This window comes from Planctomycetota bacterium, assembly GCA_035384565.1.
In the GTDB taxonomy this organism is placed as follows: domain Bacteria; phylum Planctomycetota; class PUPC01; order DSUN01; family DSUN01; genus DAOOIT01.
In genome coordinates this window covers 1-15,205 of the sequence record DAOOIT010000103.1, presented here as the reverse complement: position 1 = coordinate 15,205, position 15,205 = coordinate 1, and the positions used below count along the sequence as shown (strand labels likewise).

12 protein-coding genes are annotated in these 15,205 nt (G+C 71.1%); 5 read left to right on the top strand and 7 right to left on the bottom strand.

Annotation, left to right across the window (positions count from 1 at the left end):
- The first annotated feature begins 600 nt into the window (after positions 1 to 600).
- Positions 601 to 1,701 carry a molecular chaperone DnaJ gene (dnaJ, locus tag PLE19_22390; GenBank protein HPD17697.1) on the top strand — a complete coding sequence of 367 codons (1,101 nt, stop codon included), beginning with the start codon at positions 601 to 603 and terminating at the stop codon, positions 1,699 to 1,701.
- Between the two features lie 10 nt (positions 1,702 to 1,711).
- Here the strand turns inward: dnaJ and surE are convergent, their stop codons facing one another.
- Positions 1,712 to 2,488, bottom strand: coding sequence for a 5'/3'-nucleotidase SurE (surE, locus tag PLE19_22385; protein ID HPD17696.1), 777 nt, complete (start codon positions 2,486 to 2,488; stop codon positions 1,712 to 1,714).
- A gap of 95 nt (positions 2,489 to 2,583) precedes the next feature.
- Here surE and PLE19_22380 point away from each other — a divergent pair, with 95 nt between their 5' ends.
- Complete coding sequence (locus PLE19_22380) at positions 2,584 to 4,035, top strand: glycosyltransferase family 39 protein (GenBank protein HPD17695.1); 1,452 nt, start codon at positions 2,584 to 2,586, stop codon at positions 4,033 to 4,035.
- Here PLE19_22380 and PLE19_22375 read toward each other — a convergent pair.
- The gene (locus tag PLE19_22375; GenBank protein ID HPD17694.1) at positions 3,989 to 4,987 is read right to left on the bottom strand and encodes an AAA family ATPase; all 999 of its coding nucleotides are present in this window, start codon (positions 4,985 to 4,987) and stop codon (positions 3,989 to 3,991) included. The two genes, PLE19_22380 and PLE19_22375, sit on opposite strands and share 47 nt — an antisense overlap.
- Before the next feature lie 407 nt (positions 4,988 to 5,394).
- Here PLE19_22375 and PLE19_22370 point away from each other — a divergent pair, with 407 nt between their 5' ends.
- A complete protein-coding gene (locus PLE19_22370) occupies positions 5,395 to 6,789 on the top strand; it encodes a DUF4832 domain-containing protein (protein ID HPD17693.1) in 1,395 nt (464 codons plus the stop codon).
- Between the two features lie 10 nt (positions 6,790 to 6,799).
- On the opposite strand, the gene PLE19_22365 is transcribed toward PLE19_22370, so the two are convergent.
- From PLE19_22365 to PLE19_22345, 5 genes are read right to left on the bottom strand one after another with little or no spacing between them, the layout of a single operon-like run.
- On the bottom strand, positions 6,800 to 7,975 hold the full coding sequence (locus PLE19_22365) for a uroporphyrinogen decarboxylase family protein (protein HPD17692.1): 1,176 nt from the start codon (positions 7,973 to 7,975) through the stop codon (positions 6,800 to 6,802).
- 10 nt (positions 7,976 to 7,985) lie between these two features.
- Entirely contained in the window at positions 7,986 to 8,582 is a 597-nt protein-coding gene (locus PLE19_22360; GenBank protein HPD17691.1) for a DUF1080 domain-containing protein, read from the bottom strand.
- 47 nt (positions 8,583 to 8,629) lie between these two features.
- Positions 8,630 to 9,253 (bottom strand): HD domain-containing protein, encoded by a 624-nt coding sequence (locus PLE19_22355; GenBank protein HPD17690.1) that lies wholly within the window; start codon positions 9,251 to 9,253, stop codon positions 8,630 to 8,632.
- 14 nt (positions 9,254 to 9,267) lie between these two features.
- On the bottom strand, positions 9,268 to 10,269 hold the full coding sequence (locus PLE19_22350) for an ROK family protein (protein ID HPD17689.1): 1,002 nt from the start codon (positions 10,267 to 10,269) through the stop codon (positions 9,268 to 9,270).
- Between the two features lie 22 nt (positions 10,270 to 10,291).
- Complete coding sequence (locus PLE19_22345; protein ID HPD17688.1) at positions 10,292 to 11,773, bottom strand: CHAD domain-containing protein; 1,482 nt, start codon at positions 11,771 to 11,773, stop codon at positions 10,292 to 10,294.
- Between the two features lie 143 nt (positions 11,774 to 11,916).
- Between PLE19_22345 and PLE19_22340 the strand changes: the two genes are divergently transcribed.
- Positions 11,917 to 13,692, top strand: coding sequence for an exo-alpha-sialidase (locus tag PLE19_22340; GenBank protein ID HPD17687.1), 1,776 nt, complete (start codon positions 11,917 to 11,919; stop codon positions 13,690 to 13,692).
- A gap of 453 nt (positions 13,693 to 14,145) precedes the next feature.
- Positions 14,146 to 14,940 carry a 4-hydroxy-tetrahydrodipicolinate reductase gene (gene dapB, locus PLE19_22335; protein ID HPD17686.1) on the top strand — a complete coding sequence of 265 codons (795 nt, stop codon included), beginning with the start codon at positions 14,146 to 14,148 and terminating at the stop codon, positions 14,938 to 14,940.
- Positions 14,941 to 15,205 lie beyond the last annotated feature (265 nt).

Here is a 15,205-nt window from a genome sequence, read left to right as displayed (position 1 = left end):
CCGCCCCGCTGGCGCCGGCAACGCAGCCCACGCGGATTCTTGGACAGGCTCCTAGTCCGTCCACCGCTTCCCCCAGGTGCCACAACGGACCCGCGCGCCGGGGCACCGCCGCGCAGACCGTAACCGGCCCCTCTCCGTTGAGCGAGTATGGCGCTTTGGCGATCCGGGCGGCTCTACGGCCTTCCCGCCCATACTTGCTCAATTCCCTCCCCGTCGCCGTTGAGCAAGTATGAAGCTGGGGCGTCCTGGCCCTTCCGTGGTCGTTCCCGCCCACACGCATCCCTCTCGCTCTCACAGGGTGATACAGGCGGGGAGCGGGCAGGGGCGATGCCCTCGCGGCCATGTTGCCAGGACGGCGGGCCACGCCCCCCTGGGTGTGGGCCATTTCCGCAGACAGTTTCTCCTGCGGATTCCCGTAGCGACAAGCGTCCCGCTTGTCGAACGGACAAGGGCAGCAAGCCCTCCCCCATTCCGGGGATTTCCGCAACGAGAGCTGCTTACGATTCCCCCCTCGCCCCTGTCTCGTCCGTCTTGCGCCCAGGCTGTTCCACGCCTATAATGAAGCTTTCAATCGCCAGCCCACCCGGGAGCCATGAGCCGATGGACGAACCAGACTATTACCAGTGCCTGGGCGTGGATAAGAAGGCCACCAAGGACGAGATAAACCGCGCCTTCCGCAAGCTCGCCAAGAAGTACCACCCCGACCGCAACCCGGGCGACAAGAACGCCGAGCGCCGCTTCAAGGAGATCTCGGTCGCGCACGACGTCCTGAGCGACGACGAGAAGCGCCGCCAGTACGACCGCCTGCGCGAGGCGCGGGCGCGCGGCTTCGCCACGGGCGATTTCTCGGACCTGAGCGACTTCCTGCGCTCGAGCGGCGCCCGGGGGGCACAGGGCGGGCGCGCCGCGGGCTTCGACTTCTCCGACATCTTCTCCAGCTTCTTCGGCGAGCGCCCGCCGGGCGGGGCCGCCGGACCCCGCCGCGGCGACGACATCGTCCAGACCATCGAGATCCCGTTCGAGACGGCCATCAACGGCGGCACGGTGGCTCTGCGCGTGCAGCGGGCCGAGGCGTGCGCCACGTGCCGCGGAACCGGCGCGCGGCCCGGCTCCACGCCCAAGCCCTGCGCCACCTGCCGCGGCACCGGCACGGTGCAGGCCGCACAGGGCTGCTTCTCGTTCTCCCGGCCCTGCCCCGACTGCCTGGGGCGCGGCCAGCGCGTGACGAATCCCTGCCCGGCCTGCGGCGGCCAGGGGCGCGCGCTCCGCCTGCGCAGCCTCTCCGTCAAGATACCCCGCGGGGTGCAGGAGGGCGCCCGCATCCGCCTCTCCGGCGAGGGCGAGCCGGGAGCCGGCGGCGGGCCGCCCGGCGACCGATACCTGGAGATTCACATCCGCCCCCACTCGCTCTTCGAGCGCCACGGGCACGACATCTACTCCGATGTCGAGATCAACATCGTCCAGGCCGCCCTGGGCACCACGGTGCCCGTCCGCACCCTCGCGGGCGAGGTCCAGCTCCGCATCCCGCCGGGCACGAGCAGCGGCGCCAAGCTCCGCCTGCGCGGCAAAGGCGCGCCCACCCCCGCCGGAGAACACGGCGACCACTACGTGCGGATCAGGATCACGGCCCCCAAGAACCTCACCCAGGCCCAGGCCGACCTCTTGCGCCGCTTCGCCCACGAGGCGCGGCTGCCCACCTGAGACCGCCGCGTCAATCCACGCCGAGCGGGGAGTCCCTGTCCAACCGCGCGCGCAGCGCGGGGATCGCCTCGTAGTCGGTCAGGTCGTAGTGCAGCGGCGTCACCGACACGTAGCCCTCGGCCAAGGCGCGCAGGTCGCTCTCGGGCTCCTGCTCGTAGTCGCGCGCCAGCTCCGCCGTGATCCAGAAGTAGGCTCTCCCCCACGGGTCCAGGCGCTTCTCGTAGAGCTCGTGGTAGGTCGTGCGGCTCTGGTGCGTCAGGCGGATGCCCTTCACGCCGGCGCCGCTGCCGGGGATGTTCACATTCAGCAGCGTGCGCCGCGGCATGGCCGAGGCCAGCACCAGGTCGAGCACTGCGCGCGCCACGCGGCCCGCCTGCTCGAAATCGGGCTTCTCGACCTCCCCCACGGAGAACGCCACGGAGGGAATGCCCAGCATGGCGCCCTCGATGGCCGCCGCCACCGTGCCCGAGTACAGCACATTGATGCCCGCGTTGCAGCCCAGGTTGATCCCGGAGAGGAGGAGGTCGGGGAGCGCGCCCAGAATCTCACGGCAGGCCAGTTTCACGCAATCGGCCGGCGCGCCGTTGATGCCGAACCCGAAGAACTCCTCGCCGTGGTAGATACGCCGGATGCGGAGGGGCTGGGCCAGCGTGATCGAGTGGGCCACCCCGCTGCGCTCGGTGTCGGGCGCCACCACCGCCACCTCGCCCAACCCGCAGGCCGCTCTTCGCAGCGCCGCGAGGCCGGGCGCGTTGATCCCGTCGTCGTTCGTCAGCAGGATTCGCACGCCGCGCTCCGCAACCGCCGATTGACGCCGCCCCACCGAGGCGTATTATAGGCGAACACGCGGCTTCTTTCCAGCGCTTGCCTCGCGAGGACGCGATGCGTGCCTCTGCCGTGCTCAGCCTGGGCTTGCCCATCGCCGTCGGGGCGTGCCTGATGGGCGTGGGCCTTCGCGCGGGGTGGTACGGCTCGTTCGATGCCAACGGCGCCCTCTACAGCACCGCCGCGCGGAACTACCTGCGCCACGGCCTCCGCGCCACGCGCGGCGGCCAGGTGTGCAACGCGGGGCAGCTCCGGCCCGACGAGTTCCGCTTCTACGCCCACCACCCGCCCGGCGTCTCGCTCGCGCTGGCGGCGGGCTTCGCGGCGCTGGGCGAGAGCGAAGGGGCGGCCCGCCTGCTCTTCCTCCTCTTCACCCTCGGGGCGGCGGCGTGCCTGCACCGCATCGCGCGCCAGGTGGCCGGCGAGGCGGCGGCATTCCTCGCGGCGACCACCTTCGTTCTTCAGCCAATGGTCGCGCTCTACGGCCGGATGCCCGACCACGAAGCCCCGGCGGCCTTCTTCGCTCTCCTGCTCACGCTCCTCTATCTCCGCTGGCAACGCGACGGGCGGCGGCGCTGGCTCGCCGCGATGTCGGCCGCGGCCTGCCTGGGCGTGTGGTTCGCATGGGTCGTGGCCGCCGTCCCCTGGCTGCTCCTCGCCTATCACACCGCCCTGCGGCGCAAGGGCGCGCCGTGGCTGCTCCTCCCGGCCGCCTTCGGGGCGCTGGGATTCCTGGCGGTGCTGGGCCACGTCGCCCTCGTCGAGGGTGGGCTGGGCGAGCTCTGGCGGGCGCTGGGCCATCGGCTCGGGACCCGGGCGAGCGACCGCGCCGCCGAGGGCTCGTTCGGGGCCGCCGACTTCGTGAGCCGGATGGGCGTCTACTTCTGGCGCGGCTTCAGCGGGGTATCCGCCGCCCTTGCGGCTGCGTGCGTGCTGGGCCTCGGCCGCCCCCGCTCCGGCGGCCTGCTGCTCGTCGCCACGCTGGCCGCCTGGGCGCTGCTCAACGTCTTGGCCTTCCGCCAGGGCGCTTACGTTCACATCTACTATCAGTTCTATCTCGCCATCCCGATCGCCCTGCTTTCCGGGATGGCGCTCGCGGCAGTCTGGCGCCGCGGAAGGAGCCCGGTGTGGCCCCTCGCGGCCCTGGTGCTCCTGGCCGCCGCCGGCTTCGAGGCCCAGCACAAGCTCGCGCCCGCGCGCCGGGGCGCAGCTCTCGACGCCTTCTATCCCGGCCAGGCCCGGCTCGCCGAGCACCTGCGGGCGAACACCCGGTTCGAGGACCGGATTCTGCTCTGGGCCGACCGGTACCACAATCTGCGCCAGGTGACCTACTACGCGGATCGCAACCTGCGGGTGGCCACGGACCCCGCGGAGGCCGCGCGGCTCTGGGCGCAGGGCGGCTTCACCCGAGCCTTCCGCATCGTCAATCTGGATGAGGGGGACCTCCAGCCGCTGCTCGGCTTCACCGCACCGGCGACACAGGAGTCCTCTCCACCGCCTGCGCAATGATCTGGTCGGTCGTCACGCCCTCGGCCTCGCCCTCGAAGTTCAGAATGAGGCGGTGCCGCAAGGCAGGGGCCGCGAAGGCCCGCACGTCCTCGAAGCCGACGTTGTACCTGCCGCTGGCGAGCGCCCGCACCTTGCCCGCCAGGATCAGGGCCTGCGCTCCCCGCGGGCTGGCGCCGTAGCGGACGAACCGGTTGACAAGGTCCACCGCGAACTCGCCGCCGGGATGGGTCGCCAGCACGAGCCGCGCGGCGTAGTCGCGCACGTGGGGCGCCACGACCACCTGCCGCGCCAGGGCCACTCCGTCCAGCACCCTGGGCCCGTCCAGCACCTTGCCGGTCCTCGGCGCGGCCGCCTCCGTGGTGCGCTCGAGGATCGTGTTCAGCTCTTCGCGGCTCGAGTAGCGCACCAGGAGCTTGAACAGGAAGCGGTCGAGCTGCGCCTCGGGCAGCGGGTACGTGCCTTCCATCTCGATCGGGTTCTGCGTGGCCAGCACGAAGAACGGCGCCGGCAGCGGATGCGTCGCGCGGCCCACCGTGACCGTGCCCTCCTGCATCGCCTCGAGGAGGGCCGATTGAGTCTTCGGCGTCGCGCGGTTCACTTCGTCGGCCAGCACCAGGTTCGCAAACAGCGGCCCCGGCTGGAAGCGGAACGTGCGGCGCCCCGCCTCGTCCTCGGCCAGCAGGTTCGTGCCCATGATGTCGGCGGGCATCAGGTCCGGCGTGAACTGCACGCGCGCGAACGTCACATCCAGCGCGTCGCTCAGGGTCCTCACCAGCAGGGTCTTCCCGAGGCCGGGCGCGCCCTCCAGCAAGCAGTGGCCGGCCGCGTAGAGGCCCGTCAGCACGCCCTCCAGCACCTCCTCGTGCCCCACGATCACCTGGCCGACCGCGTTCCGAAGCGCGGCGAACTCCCGGGCGAACTCCGCCGCGCGGGCCTCGATGCTGGCACCCATAGTGCACCTCGATTGGCGACTCGAGACTCGACGCCACCGGGCACATTGTAGGCCCTGCCGCCGGGCCTGTCAAGGAGCGGAAACCGGCACCGCAGCCGAATGAAGTGGGGCCTCTGGCACGCACCTCAGTGGGCGGGGCAGTTCGTAGTGCGGGCTTCAGCCCGTACTGGACGTCGAGGATACGGCCTGAAGGCCGCACTACAAACTGAGGATACGGCTGAAGGCCGCACTGCAAAATCCGCCTCGGTCGTCTGAGGCGTTACCCAGCCGCCAGGGGGCGCGCTTCCGCGAAAGGCTGTCTTCAGCCCGGCGTCCCCGCACCTGGGTGTCCGGGCTTGACTCTCCGGCCGCCGCGCCGCTATGATTCCCGCCGGCAGGTCTCTCGACTGTGCGCACAGGAGATGCCCATGAGCGCAGCCGGCCGATCAAGGTGGCGAGATGTGTTCGGCCCCCAGGAAGTCATTCAGCGCGTGCGGCCCAAGGAGTCGGGCGCCAATCTGCCCAATCCCCACAAGGGCACCACCACGTTCCAGCGCTTCAACGGCGCTCCCCTCTTCCCGGGTCTCACCTGGGACGACGAGCACGGCCCCGAGGTCTTCGAACCCTTCGACGGCAACCTGGCGAACCCCCAATACCCCGACACCACGCTCGCCTACTGCCGATGGACCTGGCGCGCCCTCGAGCCCGAGAAGGGCAGGTTCCGGTGGGACATAGTGGACGGTGCCCTCGAGGCGGGGCGCGTGCGGGGCCAGACGGTGCAGGTGCGCGTGCAGCCGTACGTGCGGGCGATGCCCGACTGGTATTGGGCCCTCGGCGCCCGCGCCCTCGCCGGCGGCAAGATGGAGGGCCGCCGCGAGCCCGACGCCAACGACCCGCTCTACCTCGAGCACTGGGGCGGCTTCGTTCGCGCCTTCGCCGAACGCTACGACGGCCACCCCGATCTCGAGAGCTTCGACATCGCCTACGCCGGCCCCTGCGGCGAGACCGGCGGCAACGCGACGCCCGACACCGCGGCACGCCTCACCGACATCTATCTGCACGGCTTCCGCCGGACCCAGCTCGTCTCGATGCTCGGCACCCACGGCTGCGCCCACGCCGCCAACACCGGCCGCCGCATCGGCTGGCGGGCCGACTGCTTCGGCGACCTCAGCCGCGCGAAGGCCCCGGGCATCGTGCCCGACGACCTGTGCTGGTGCCACATGCTCGACCTCTACCCCAAGGAGGTCGTTCAGTGCGGCGTCGCCGATGCCTGGAAGACCGCCCCCGTGACCCTCGAGACGTGCTGGACCGTGGGCCACTGGGTGAAGGAGGGCTGGGACGTGGATTGGATTCTCGACCAGGGGCTCAAGTACCACCTGTCGGTCTTCATGCCCAAGTCGTCCTACATCCCCGACGCGGTGCGCGAGAAGATAGACGCCTTCAACCGTCGGATGGGCTACCGCTTCGTCCTGCGGCAGATGATTCTGCCCCTGGAGGCCAAGCCTGGGCAGCGGATCGCCTTTGAAATGTTCGTGGACAATGTGGGCGTGGCGCCAATCTACCGCCCGTATCGCCTCGCGTTCCGCTTCCGGCAGGGAGGCGAGGAGCACATCGTGCTCTCCAATGCCGACGTGCGCGCCTGGATGCCCGACCACACCTGGTTCAGCGACGAGATCGTCTTCCCCCCCGCCCTCGAGCGCGGCGAGACGAAGGTGGACATCGGCCTCGTGGACGCGGCCACCCTCACCCCCCGCGTGCGCCTCGCCATCGAACCCGTGCTGCCCGACGGCTGGCACCCGATGACGAGCCTGGACGTGGTGTGAGTCTTGCGCTTCACACGAACCGCTTCGGGTCGATCGGGTAGACGCCCCAGTTGTCGCGGCAGCGCTTCATCTCGAGGATGTTCTCGCGCTTGGCGTCCACGGCCAGCGAGTGGCTGGAGCCCATGATGTAGCCGCCGCCCGGGGCAGCGTGCTCGAAGGCGTAGGCGGCGTCGCGGCGGATGTCCTCGGGCGTGCCCAGGATGATGTGCTCGTGCCAGATGCCGCTCCAGAGCGTCATCTTGGCGCCGACGCGCCTCTTGAGGTCGCGGAGGTCCATGCCCCCGCTGTGCTGGAGGGCCTCGTGCGCGTCGTAGCCGGCCGCGGCGAGGTCCTCTTCCACGGCGTTGGTGTTGCCGCAGCAGTGCTTGAGGACCTTGAGCCCCATCGCGTGGGCCTTGTCGCAGAATGCCTTGTGCCAGGGCCACACGTGCTCGCGATACCAGCGGGGGCTGGCGAGCATGCCGGTGGAGGAGCCCAGGTCGCCGCAGGGCATGATGCCGTCAATGCCCAGGTTCACTTTGGCAAGCAGGTCGAGGCCCCGAACGAGCCGCTTGCCGGCGATCTTCGTGATCAGGGCGCATTCCTGGGGGTAGAGGGCGAGGTTCATGAGTTGCTCCTCGTCCGTGTGGCCGAACGAGGGGAACGAGATGTCGCCCCACATGAGCAGGATGAAGTGGGTCTGGCCCGCCTCCTTGACCATGTGGCGGACGGCCTCCCATTCGGACTCGTCGGGGAGGGTGATCGGCTCGCTCTCCACGCGGTCGAGGGTGGCCTCAAGGTCGGCGATCTTCGGGGGCTCGGCGGGCGCGGCAACGCGCTTGTAGGGCATCAGGTCGTGGGTGGTGGCGGAGATGCGGTAGAGGTTGCCCGCCTTGTCGCGGTAGGTGTCGTCGTCGAGCTTCTCCAGCGGCTCGGGCTTGTAGCCCTTGGGCGGCACACGGCTGATGAAGATGATGTCCATCTCGAGCGCGCGGATGAGGTCGAGGCGGTCGCGCTTGACGCACTCGACGATCTCGTCGCGGCGGCCCTCCCACCAGGCGAGGGTCTCGCGGAACTTGGCCTGGACGAGGGTCTTGCGGCCCAGGATGTCCTCGTAGACGTTGTAGTCAATCGAGTGCTCGCCCCAGGGAATGCGGTCGGGCTCGCGATGGGCCAGGGTGGTGAGGACGCGTTCCTTCGGGGTCACGCCGGGGCTCCTACTTGGTCTCGGGCAGCACTTTGATGCGGACGTTTCTGAAGAGGAACTGGCCGCCCTGGGGCACTTCGGCCTGGAGCGAGAGGAAGCCCTTGGGCACCTGGATGCCGTCGGCTTCCCACGCGGGCTTGCCGTTGATCTCCAGGCTCGCCTTCGTGCCCTGCACTGTGAGGACGAAGCGGTTCCATTCTCCGTTCTTGACCAGGCCCTTGCTCGAGGCGCCCTTGAGCTCGGCGACATTGCCCTCGATTCCCTTGGCGAGGTTGGCCTGGTAGCGGGGCGGCCAGGGACGGCCCTTCGGCACCTCCGTGTAGCGGAAGTAGATGCCGGAGTCCCACCGGTCCGCCTTCAGGGCCTTCCACTCCACGTCGAGCACGAAGTCCGCGAACTGCTCCTTGGTCTGGACGAGGCCGTTGCCGCTCTTGATGAGCAGCGCGCCGTCCTGCACCTCGGCCTCGCAGCCGAGGACGTCCCAGTTCGCGAGGTCCTTGCCGTTGAAGAGCTCGGTCCAGCCCTCCGCCTCGCCGGCCAGGACCTGCCCCGCGGCACCGCAGGCCACGACGACGAACAGCCCAGCCCACACGCACCAACGTCGCATCCTCACGGTCAGCCTCCTGAAGGAAGGGGACACCTGTCACGGCGGGATCATAGCATAGTCGCGTTCCGCGTTCCATCGCGGTCGGGCCGCGGCGTCACGACCAGTTTCGCCCCATAGGCGCGCTCGAAGAGGTCGGCCTTGCGGGCCGCCCCCCAGGCGGCATGCTCCAAGTCGCCCGGGCCGTCAATCCACAGCGTCCACGCGCCCGGCCGCGTGAGGGCGGCCGAGAGCGAGGCGACAGCGCCCGTGTGGTCGCGGTCGAGGCCGTCGGCGACGCGGAGCAGCGCGGCAAGGCGGCAGACCAGTCCCTGGGCAGGGGGCGACAGGAGGCGGAACTCAGGATGCCTCGGCGAGGGCAAGGCCTTCCTGTGGTATCGGGCCACGTTGGCGACGATCCGTTTCTCCTCCAGGCTCAGCGCCGGGAGGTGGGCTTCCAGGATGAGGCGCAAGGCGGCCCGATGGTGGCCCGTGATCGCCGTATCCAGGCCGATATCATGCAACAGGGCCGCACAGGCCAGGAGTTCGCGAGGGCCTTCTCCGAGCCTGTGCAGGGGCCGCAGGGCGTCGAAGAGGAGGTCGGCCAGCCGCGCCACGTGGCGCAGGTGTGCGGTGTCGGCGCAGCGGCGCAGGGCCAGGGCCAGCGCGCACTCGGTCTTGGGCGTGGACGTCACGGCAACGCTCGGCCTCAAGGGGATAGAAGCGGGGACTTGCCGACGGCCTCCATCGCCAGCGCCGCGGCCCCGAGCGCCACGGCGTCGTCACCGAGTTCGGACGGCACGACGTCGCCGCCCTTGCGCGCGCCGGGGAGTGCGTCGGCCTGCACGATCTTCTGCACGATGGGGAGCACGAAGCCGCCGCACGCCTCGATCACGCCGCCGCCGAGCACGATGACGTCGGGGTCCACCAGGTGACGCACGGTGAGGCAGGCGTAGCCGAGGATTTCGGCGGCCCGGCGGACCACCTCGGTGACCAGGGGGTCGCGCGCCTTGAGGGCGCGGCGGAGCACCTTGCTCTTGATGGGGCCGCGTTTCCCGCCGAGCAGCTTGCTCAGGCACGTGCGGCGGCCGGCGGCCATGCCGGCGCGCAGCTCGCGCTCGATGGCCGAGCGGCTGGCCAGGGCCTCGAGGCACCCGTGGTTGCCGCAGCCGCACCGGGGGCCGCCGGGCAGCATGACGATGTGGCCGATCTCGCCGGCGGCCTCGCGGGCGCCGCGCACGAGGCGGCCGTCCACGATCACGCCGCCGCCGATGCCTGTGCCCACGAAGATGCCCACGGCGCTCTTCGCCCGGCGTGCCGCGCCGAGCCACTTCTCGCCCAGGGTGCCCAGGTTCACGTCGTTGCCGACGGCCACGGGCACGGGGTAGACCTTGCGGACGGCGGAGGCGATCTGCATCCCGGAGAGGTTCATGTTCGGGGTGACCACCACTCGCCCCTTGTCGGGGTCCACGACGCCCGGGATGGCGAGCCCGATGGCCGCGAGGCGGCTCGCCCTCACGCCGGCCGCGTCCAGAGCGCCGTCCATGGCAGCCAGGATGGCCCTCACCGAGGCCCGCGGCGGCTCTTCGCGCGGGGTCTCGCTCCGTTCGCGGGCCACGATCTGGCCGTTCGGAGCGACCAGCGCGGCGAGGATCTTGGTGCCGCCCACGTCCACGCCGAGATAGAGCTTGTCGCGCCCTTGCTTGCCCAATGCAGACCCCCCGAGCGATGGTTCACAGGATGGCCTTGATCGCTTTGCGCGCCTTCTTGCCCGTGGTGAAGGACCTCCAGACGTCCACGGCCCTGCCGAGCGCGTCGGCGCGCTGGGCTTCCAGGAACTCCAGCAGCGCGTCCACCGCGCGCGCGGTGGCCGGCTCGTGCGCCTCGGCCTTCCGGTAGGTATGATACCGGATGACGCGCTCCCTGTAAACATCGGCGTCGTGCACATCGCCCAGCGCGTCCTGCATCAGGGCCATCGGCTCGATCACGGCGGCGAGGCCGTGTGGATACAGGGCCGCGAAGAACTCGGCCGTGTAGCGGAGCTTCTTGCACGCGATCCGCAGCGCGTGCTGGCGCGCTGCCGAGGCCCGGGCGAGGCCCCGGCCCAGCCTCGCCGCCGACCTCAGCCGCTTGGCCAGCGCCTTGGGCGCGTGCGCGGCGGCCGGCTCTTCGCCCTTCGCGAGCGCGCACAGCCCGCCGGCCGCCGTGCGCCCCGTCAGCACGGGGTCGAACCGCTCGCGGAACGCGGCGAACTCGGCCGACTCGAAGGTGTCGCGCAGGGTGCGGAGGAAGCGGCCTCGCTTGCGCCGCTCGGCGAGTTCGAGGCCGCGGAGGAAGGGCCGCTGCTCCTCGGGCGCTTCCGCCGCCCGGCGCCGGAGGAAGGCCAGGAACACATCCGCATCGCGCACGTGGCCCAACGCATCGGCGAGCCGCTTCAGTTCGCCCAGAAGAGCCCGCGCCAGGCCGTCTATCGCCGCCTTGAAGACCCGCAGCGCGGCCCGCAGCCGGCGGAGCGCGACCCGCAGTTCGTGGACGAACTCGATGTCGTCCCGGCACCCGAGGCCGTAGAGGCGCGCGGCGAAGGCCTCCCAGTGGGTCTGGAGCGTGCGCCGCGCCAGGGCGGCGAGAGTCGCCTCCGGCGCCATGCGGCTCGGAAGCGTCTTGCCGGCGTGGAGGGCCGCCGTGCGGAGCGGGCGGGCCATGGCGGCGTTCCACACCGGCGCGGCCGCTTTCACGGCGGCGACGCTCTCGCGGACGGCCCCGCCGCCGGTCACGAGGAGCTCGAGTTCGCGCCCGTCGTCCAGCGCCGCCGCGAACGTGGCGTCCTGCGCCCCCGAGAGCGTGGCGGCCTCGGCGAGGGCCAGGAGCGCCGCCATCCGCCGCGCCGCCTCGCGCTCGGCCGCGGCGCGGCCGTTGCCGCCGTCCTGTGCCGCCGCCGGCTCGCCTGCGGCGCCCAGGGCGAGCCGCCGCTCGAACGGCGTGAGCGCCGGCAGGCAGGCTCGCATCGCCCCGCGGAGCCGGCCGCGGCGGGCCGCCTGGCGCACGGCCGCGGCCACCCCGAGCAGCGGCCTCATCGTCTTCGTGAGCCCGTGGAGGTGCGGAGTCTGGGCGAACAGGGCCTCGGCCGCGGCGCCCACGCGCGCCACGCGCGCGGCCTCCGCCCCCACGGCCTCGCAGAACCGAGCAAGCTCTGGTGCGCTGAGCGGCCTGGACACGTCGCCGTCTCCCTCGCCCTGTCTCGCTGCGCCCATCGTAGCGCCGCCCGCAGACCGAGTCAAACCGCCCGATCGCCCATTGACACCCGCGGCCTGGTCCGCTACGCTTCGCACGAGGCGGCTTCTGCGCCAAGGGGGTGCTCATGCACAGGCGATGTCCCCCGCTGGCACGCTCGGCGGCGCTGGCGCTTCTTGCGGCCGTCGCGCTCGCCCAGGAGGCACAGGCTGTGGACACGCGAGACCGCGATCCGCGGAATATCCGCACGGGCCACCCCATTCCCGTCGAGGGCTACTGCGACCAGCCCTATGTGGTCGTCAACCGCGACGGCTCGTGGCTCTGCACGCTGACGACCGCGGGCGGCCACGAGGGGGCCCGGGGCGAGCACATGGTGGCCACCCGCAGCACCGACCAGGGCAAGACCTGGTCGCCGCTTGTGGACATCGAGCCCGCCGACGGCCCCTCGTCGTCCTACGGCTCGCCCATCGTCACGCCCGGCGGGCGCGTCTATTGCGTCTACTGCTACAACGGCGACAAGCTCTCGACGCTGCCCGACGGCAAGCCGCTGCCCCGCGCCGACATGCTCGGCTGGTTTGTGCTCAAATGGTCCGACGACGGCGGCCGCACGTGGTCGCGCGAGCGCCACCGCCTGCCCATGCGTGTCACCGCCTGCGACCGCGCCAACGACTGGAAGGGCGCGGTGCAGATCTTCTGGAGCATTGACAAGCCCAAGGCCGTGGGCGCCGACCTCCTCTTCGCCTTCACCAAGCTCGGCAAGTACATGCTCGACGACGGCGAGGGCTGGGTCTATCGCTCCGACAACCTGCTCGCCGAACCCGACCCCGCGAAGCTCCGCTGGGAGCTGCTGCCCGAGGGCGATCACGGCATTCGCGCGCCCCAGTTCGGCTCCGTGCAGGAAGAGCACAACCTCGTGCCCCTGGCCGACGGCCGAAGCCTCTACTGCGTCTACCGCACCACCACCGGCCATCCCTGCCACGCCTACAGCCGCGACGGCGGCCGCACGTGGACCACGCCCGAGCACATGACCTGCTCCCCGGGCGGCCGCAAGATGAAGACCCCGCGCGCCTGCCCCAAGCTGTGGAAGACTTCCAACGGCAAGTACCTCTTCTGGTTCCACAACCACAGCGGCAAGGGCTTCGAGGACCGGAACCCCGCCTGGATCGCGGGGGGCGTGGAGAAGGACGGCTTCCTCCACTGGTCGCAGCCCGAGATTCTGCTCTACGACCCCGAGCCGAGGATGCGCATGAGCTACCCCGACCTCATCGAGCAGGACGGCCGCTTCTGGGTCACCGAGACGCAGAAGACGCTCGCCCGCATCCACGAAATCAATCCCACCCTGCTGGAAGGGCTGTGGCGCCAAGGCGAGGCGAAGGAGGTCGCACGCAGGGGCCTCGTGCTGGACCTGGGCCGGGAGCAGCTTCAGACGGGGAGCACCGCCCTCCCCCGCCCCATCCCCGCCGCGGAGACAGGCGGCCTGTCGCTCGACCTCTGGGTCGCGCTCGACAGCCTTGCGGCCGGGCAGGTGCTGCTCCAGGGGGAGGGCCTGGCCCTGGCCACTGCCGAGAAGGGCTCGGTGCGCATCGAGATGGCCAATGGCAAGACGCGCTTCGCGTGGGACTGCGATCCCGGGCTCCTCCGGCCGGGCCGGCCGCACCACCTCGTGGCCATCGTGGATGCGGGGCCGCGGATCATCTCATTCGTCGTGGACGGCGTGCTGTGCGACGGCGGCGAGGCCCGCCAGTTCGGCTGGGCGCGCTATCCCGACGCCCTCGCGCCCGTGTGCCCGGCCGCCCTCCGCATCGGACCCGCCATTCACCGCCTGCGCGTCTACGACAGGTTCCTGCGCACTTCCGAGGCCATCGCCAGCTTCCACGCCGGCAGCGGGGGGACCGCGAGATGAACCGCAGGAGGCCCCTCCTCAGGCTCGACAACGGCCGCTTGGAAGGCGTGTCGTTCTCAGACGTGATCAACCTGTGCACTGCTCTGGCCGCGGATCAGGTTGCAGGCTCCTGTGCAGCGACAAGCGTCTCGCTTGTCGAAGACCACCGTAAGCGGGACGCCTGCGGCTCCGCCTGAGGCCCTGGCCGACCCGGCGTGGTTCCGCCCGCTCATCTGCCAGATGTCCCGCCAGGCCGCAAGGCACCCGTTCGCGGCGGGAGGGCGCCGCAGGCCCCTTGAACCTGCCGCCGATTTCCGCTAGTGTGATGCGTGGCCCTCAAGCGCGTCCTGACTGACGCCTCAGCGGGATGCAACGGGGGTTTGCCGTGCGGCCTTCAGGCCGTATCCTGGATGCAGATACGGGCTGAAGCCCGCACTACGAACGCTTCTTCCGCCCAGCACAGGAGGTCTTCCTATGGTCCGCGTATTGATCAACGGCGCGGGGGGCCGCATGGGCCGCCGCCTCATCGCTCTGGCCGCCGAGGACCGGGAACTCGCCGTCGCCGGCGCGTTCGAGCGCCCCGACCACCCCGACCTGGGCAAGGACGCCGGGGCGCTGGCCGGCGTGCCGCCGCTGGGCGTCGCGCTATCGGCCCGTTGCGACGTGGCGGCCGACGTGGCGATTGACTTCTCGCACGCCGATTCGGCGCTGGAGATGATCGCGTGGTGCGCGGCGCGCGGGCTCGCGGTGGTGGTGGGCACCACGGGCCTGGGCGCCGAGGGCCACAAGCGCCTCGACGCGGCGGCGACGCGCATCCCGTGCCTGCTCGCGCCGAACATGAGCCTGGGGGTGAACGTGCTGCTGCGCCTGGTGCGCGAGGCGGCGGCGGCGCTGGGCGACGCCTACGACGTGGAGATCGTGGAGGCGCACCACAACAAGAAGAAGGACGCGCCCAGCGGCACGGCCCTGGCCCTCGGCGAGGCGGCGGCGGCCGGCCTCAAGCGGAATCTCCCCGACGTGGCCGTTCACGGCCGACACGGCATGGTCGGCGAACGCACGGTCAAGGAGATCGGCTTCCACGCCGTGCGCGCAGGCGACATCGTGGGCGACCACACGGTGATCTTCGGCGGCCAGGGCGAGCGGGTGGAGGTGCGCCACATCGCCACGAGCCGCGACACGTTCGCCCGCGGCGCGCTGCGCGCGGCCAAGTTCCTGGCGGGCAAGCCGCCGGGCCGCTACGCCATGGCCGACGTGCTGGGGCTGAAGTGAAGTCTGAGGCGATTGCGCGGGCCGCCGCTGGCCCGGCCGCCCGCGACGCGGGAGCGCCCCTCGAGCAGCCACAAGCAACTTTTCGAGCAGTTGCGCGGAAAATCTTGCGCCGAGCCCGCCCGCCTGAGGTGTCTCCACGACAACAGCATGCACACGGCACGGCCGCCATAGGCCCCGGAGCCACTGGCGAACCACTGGCGGCTATGCGTACCTGTACCAGCATCGAACCTCCCGCGGGTTCGAAACCCGCGGGAGGTTGAAGGCT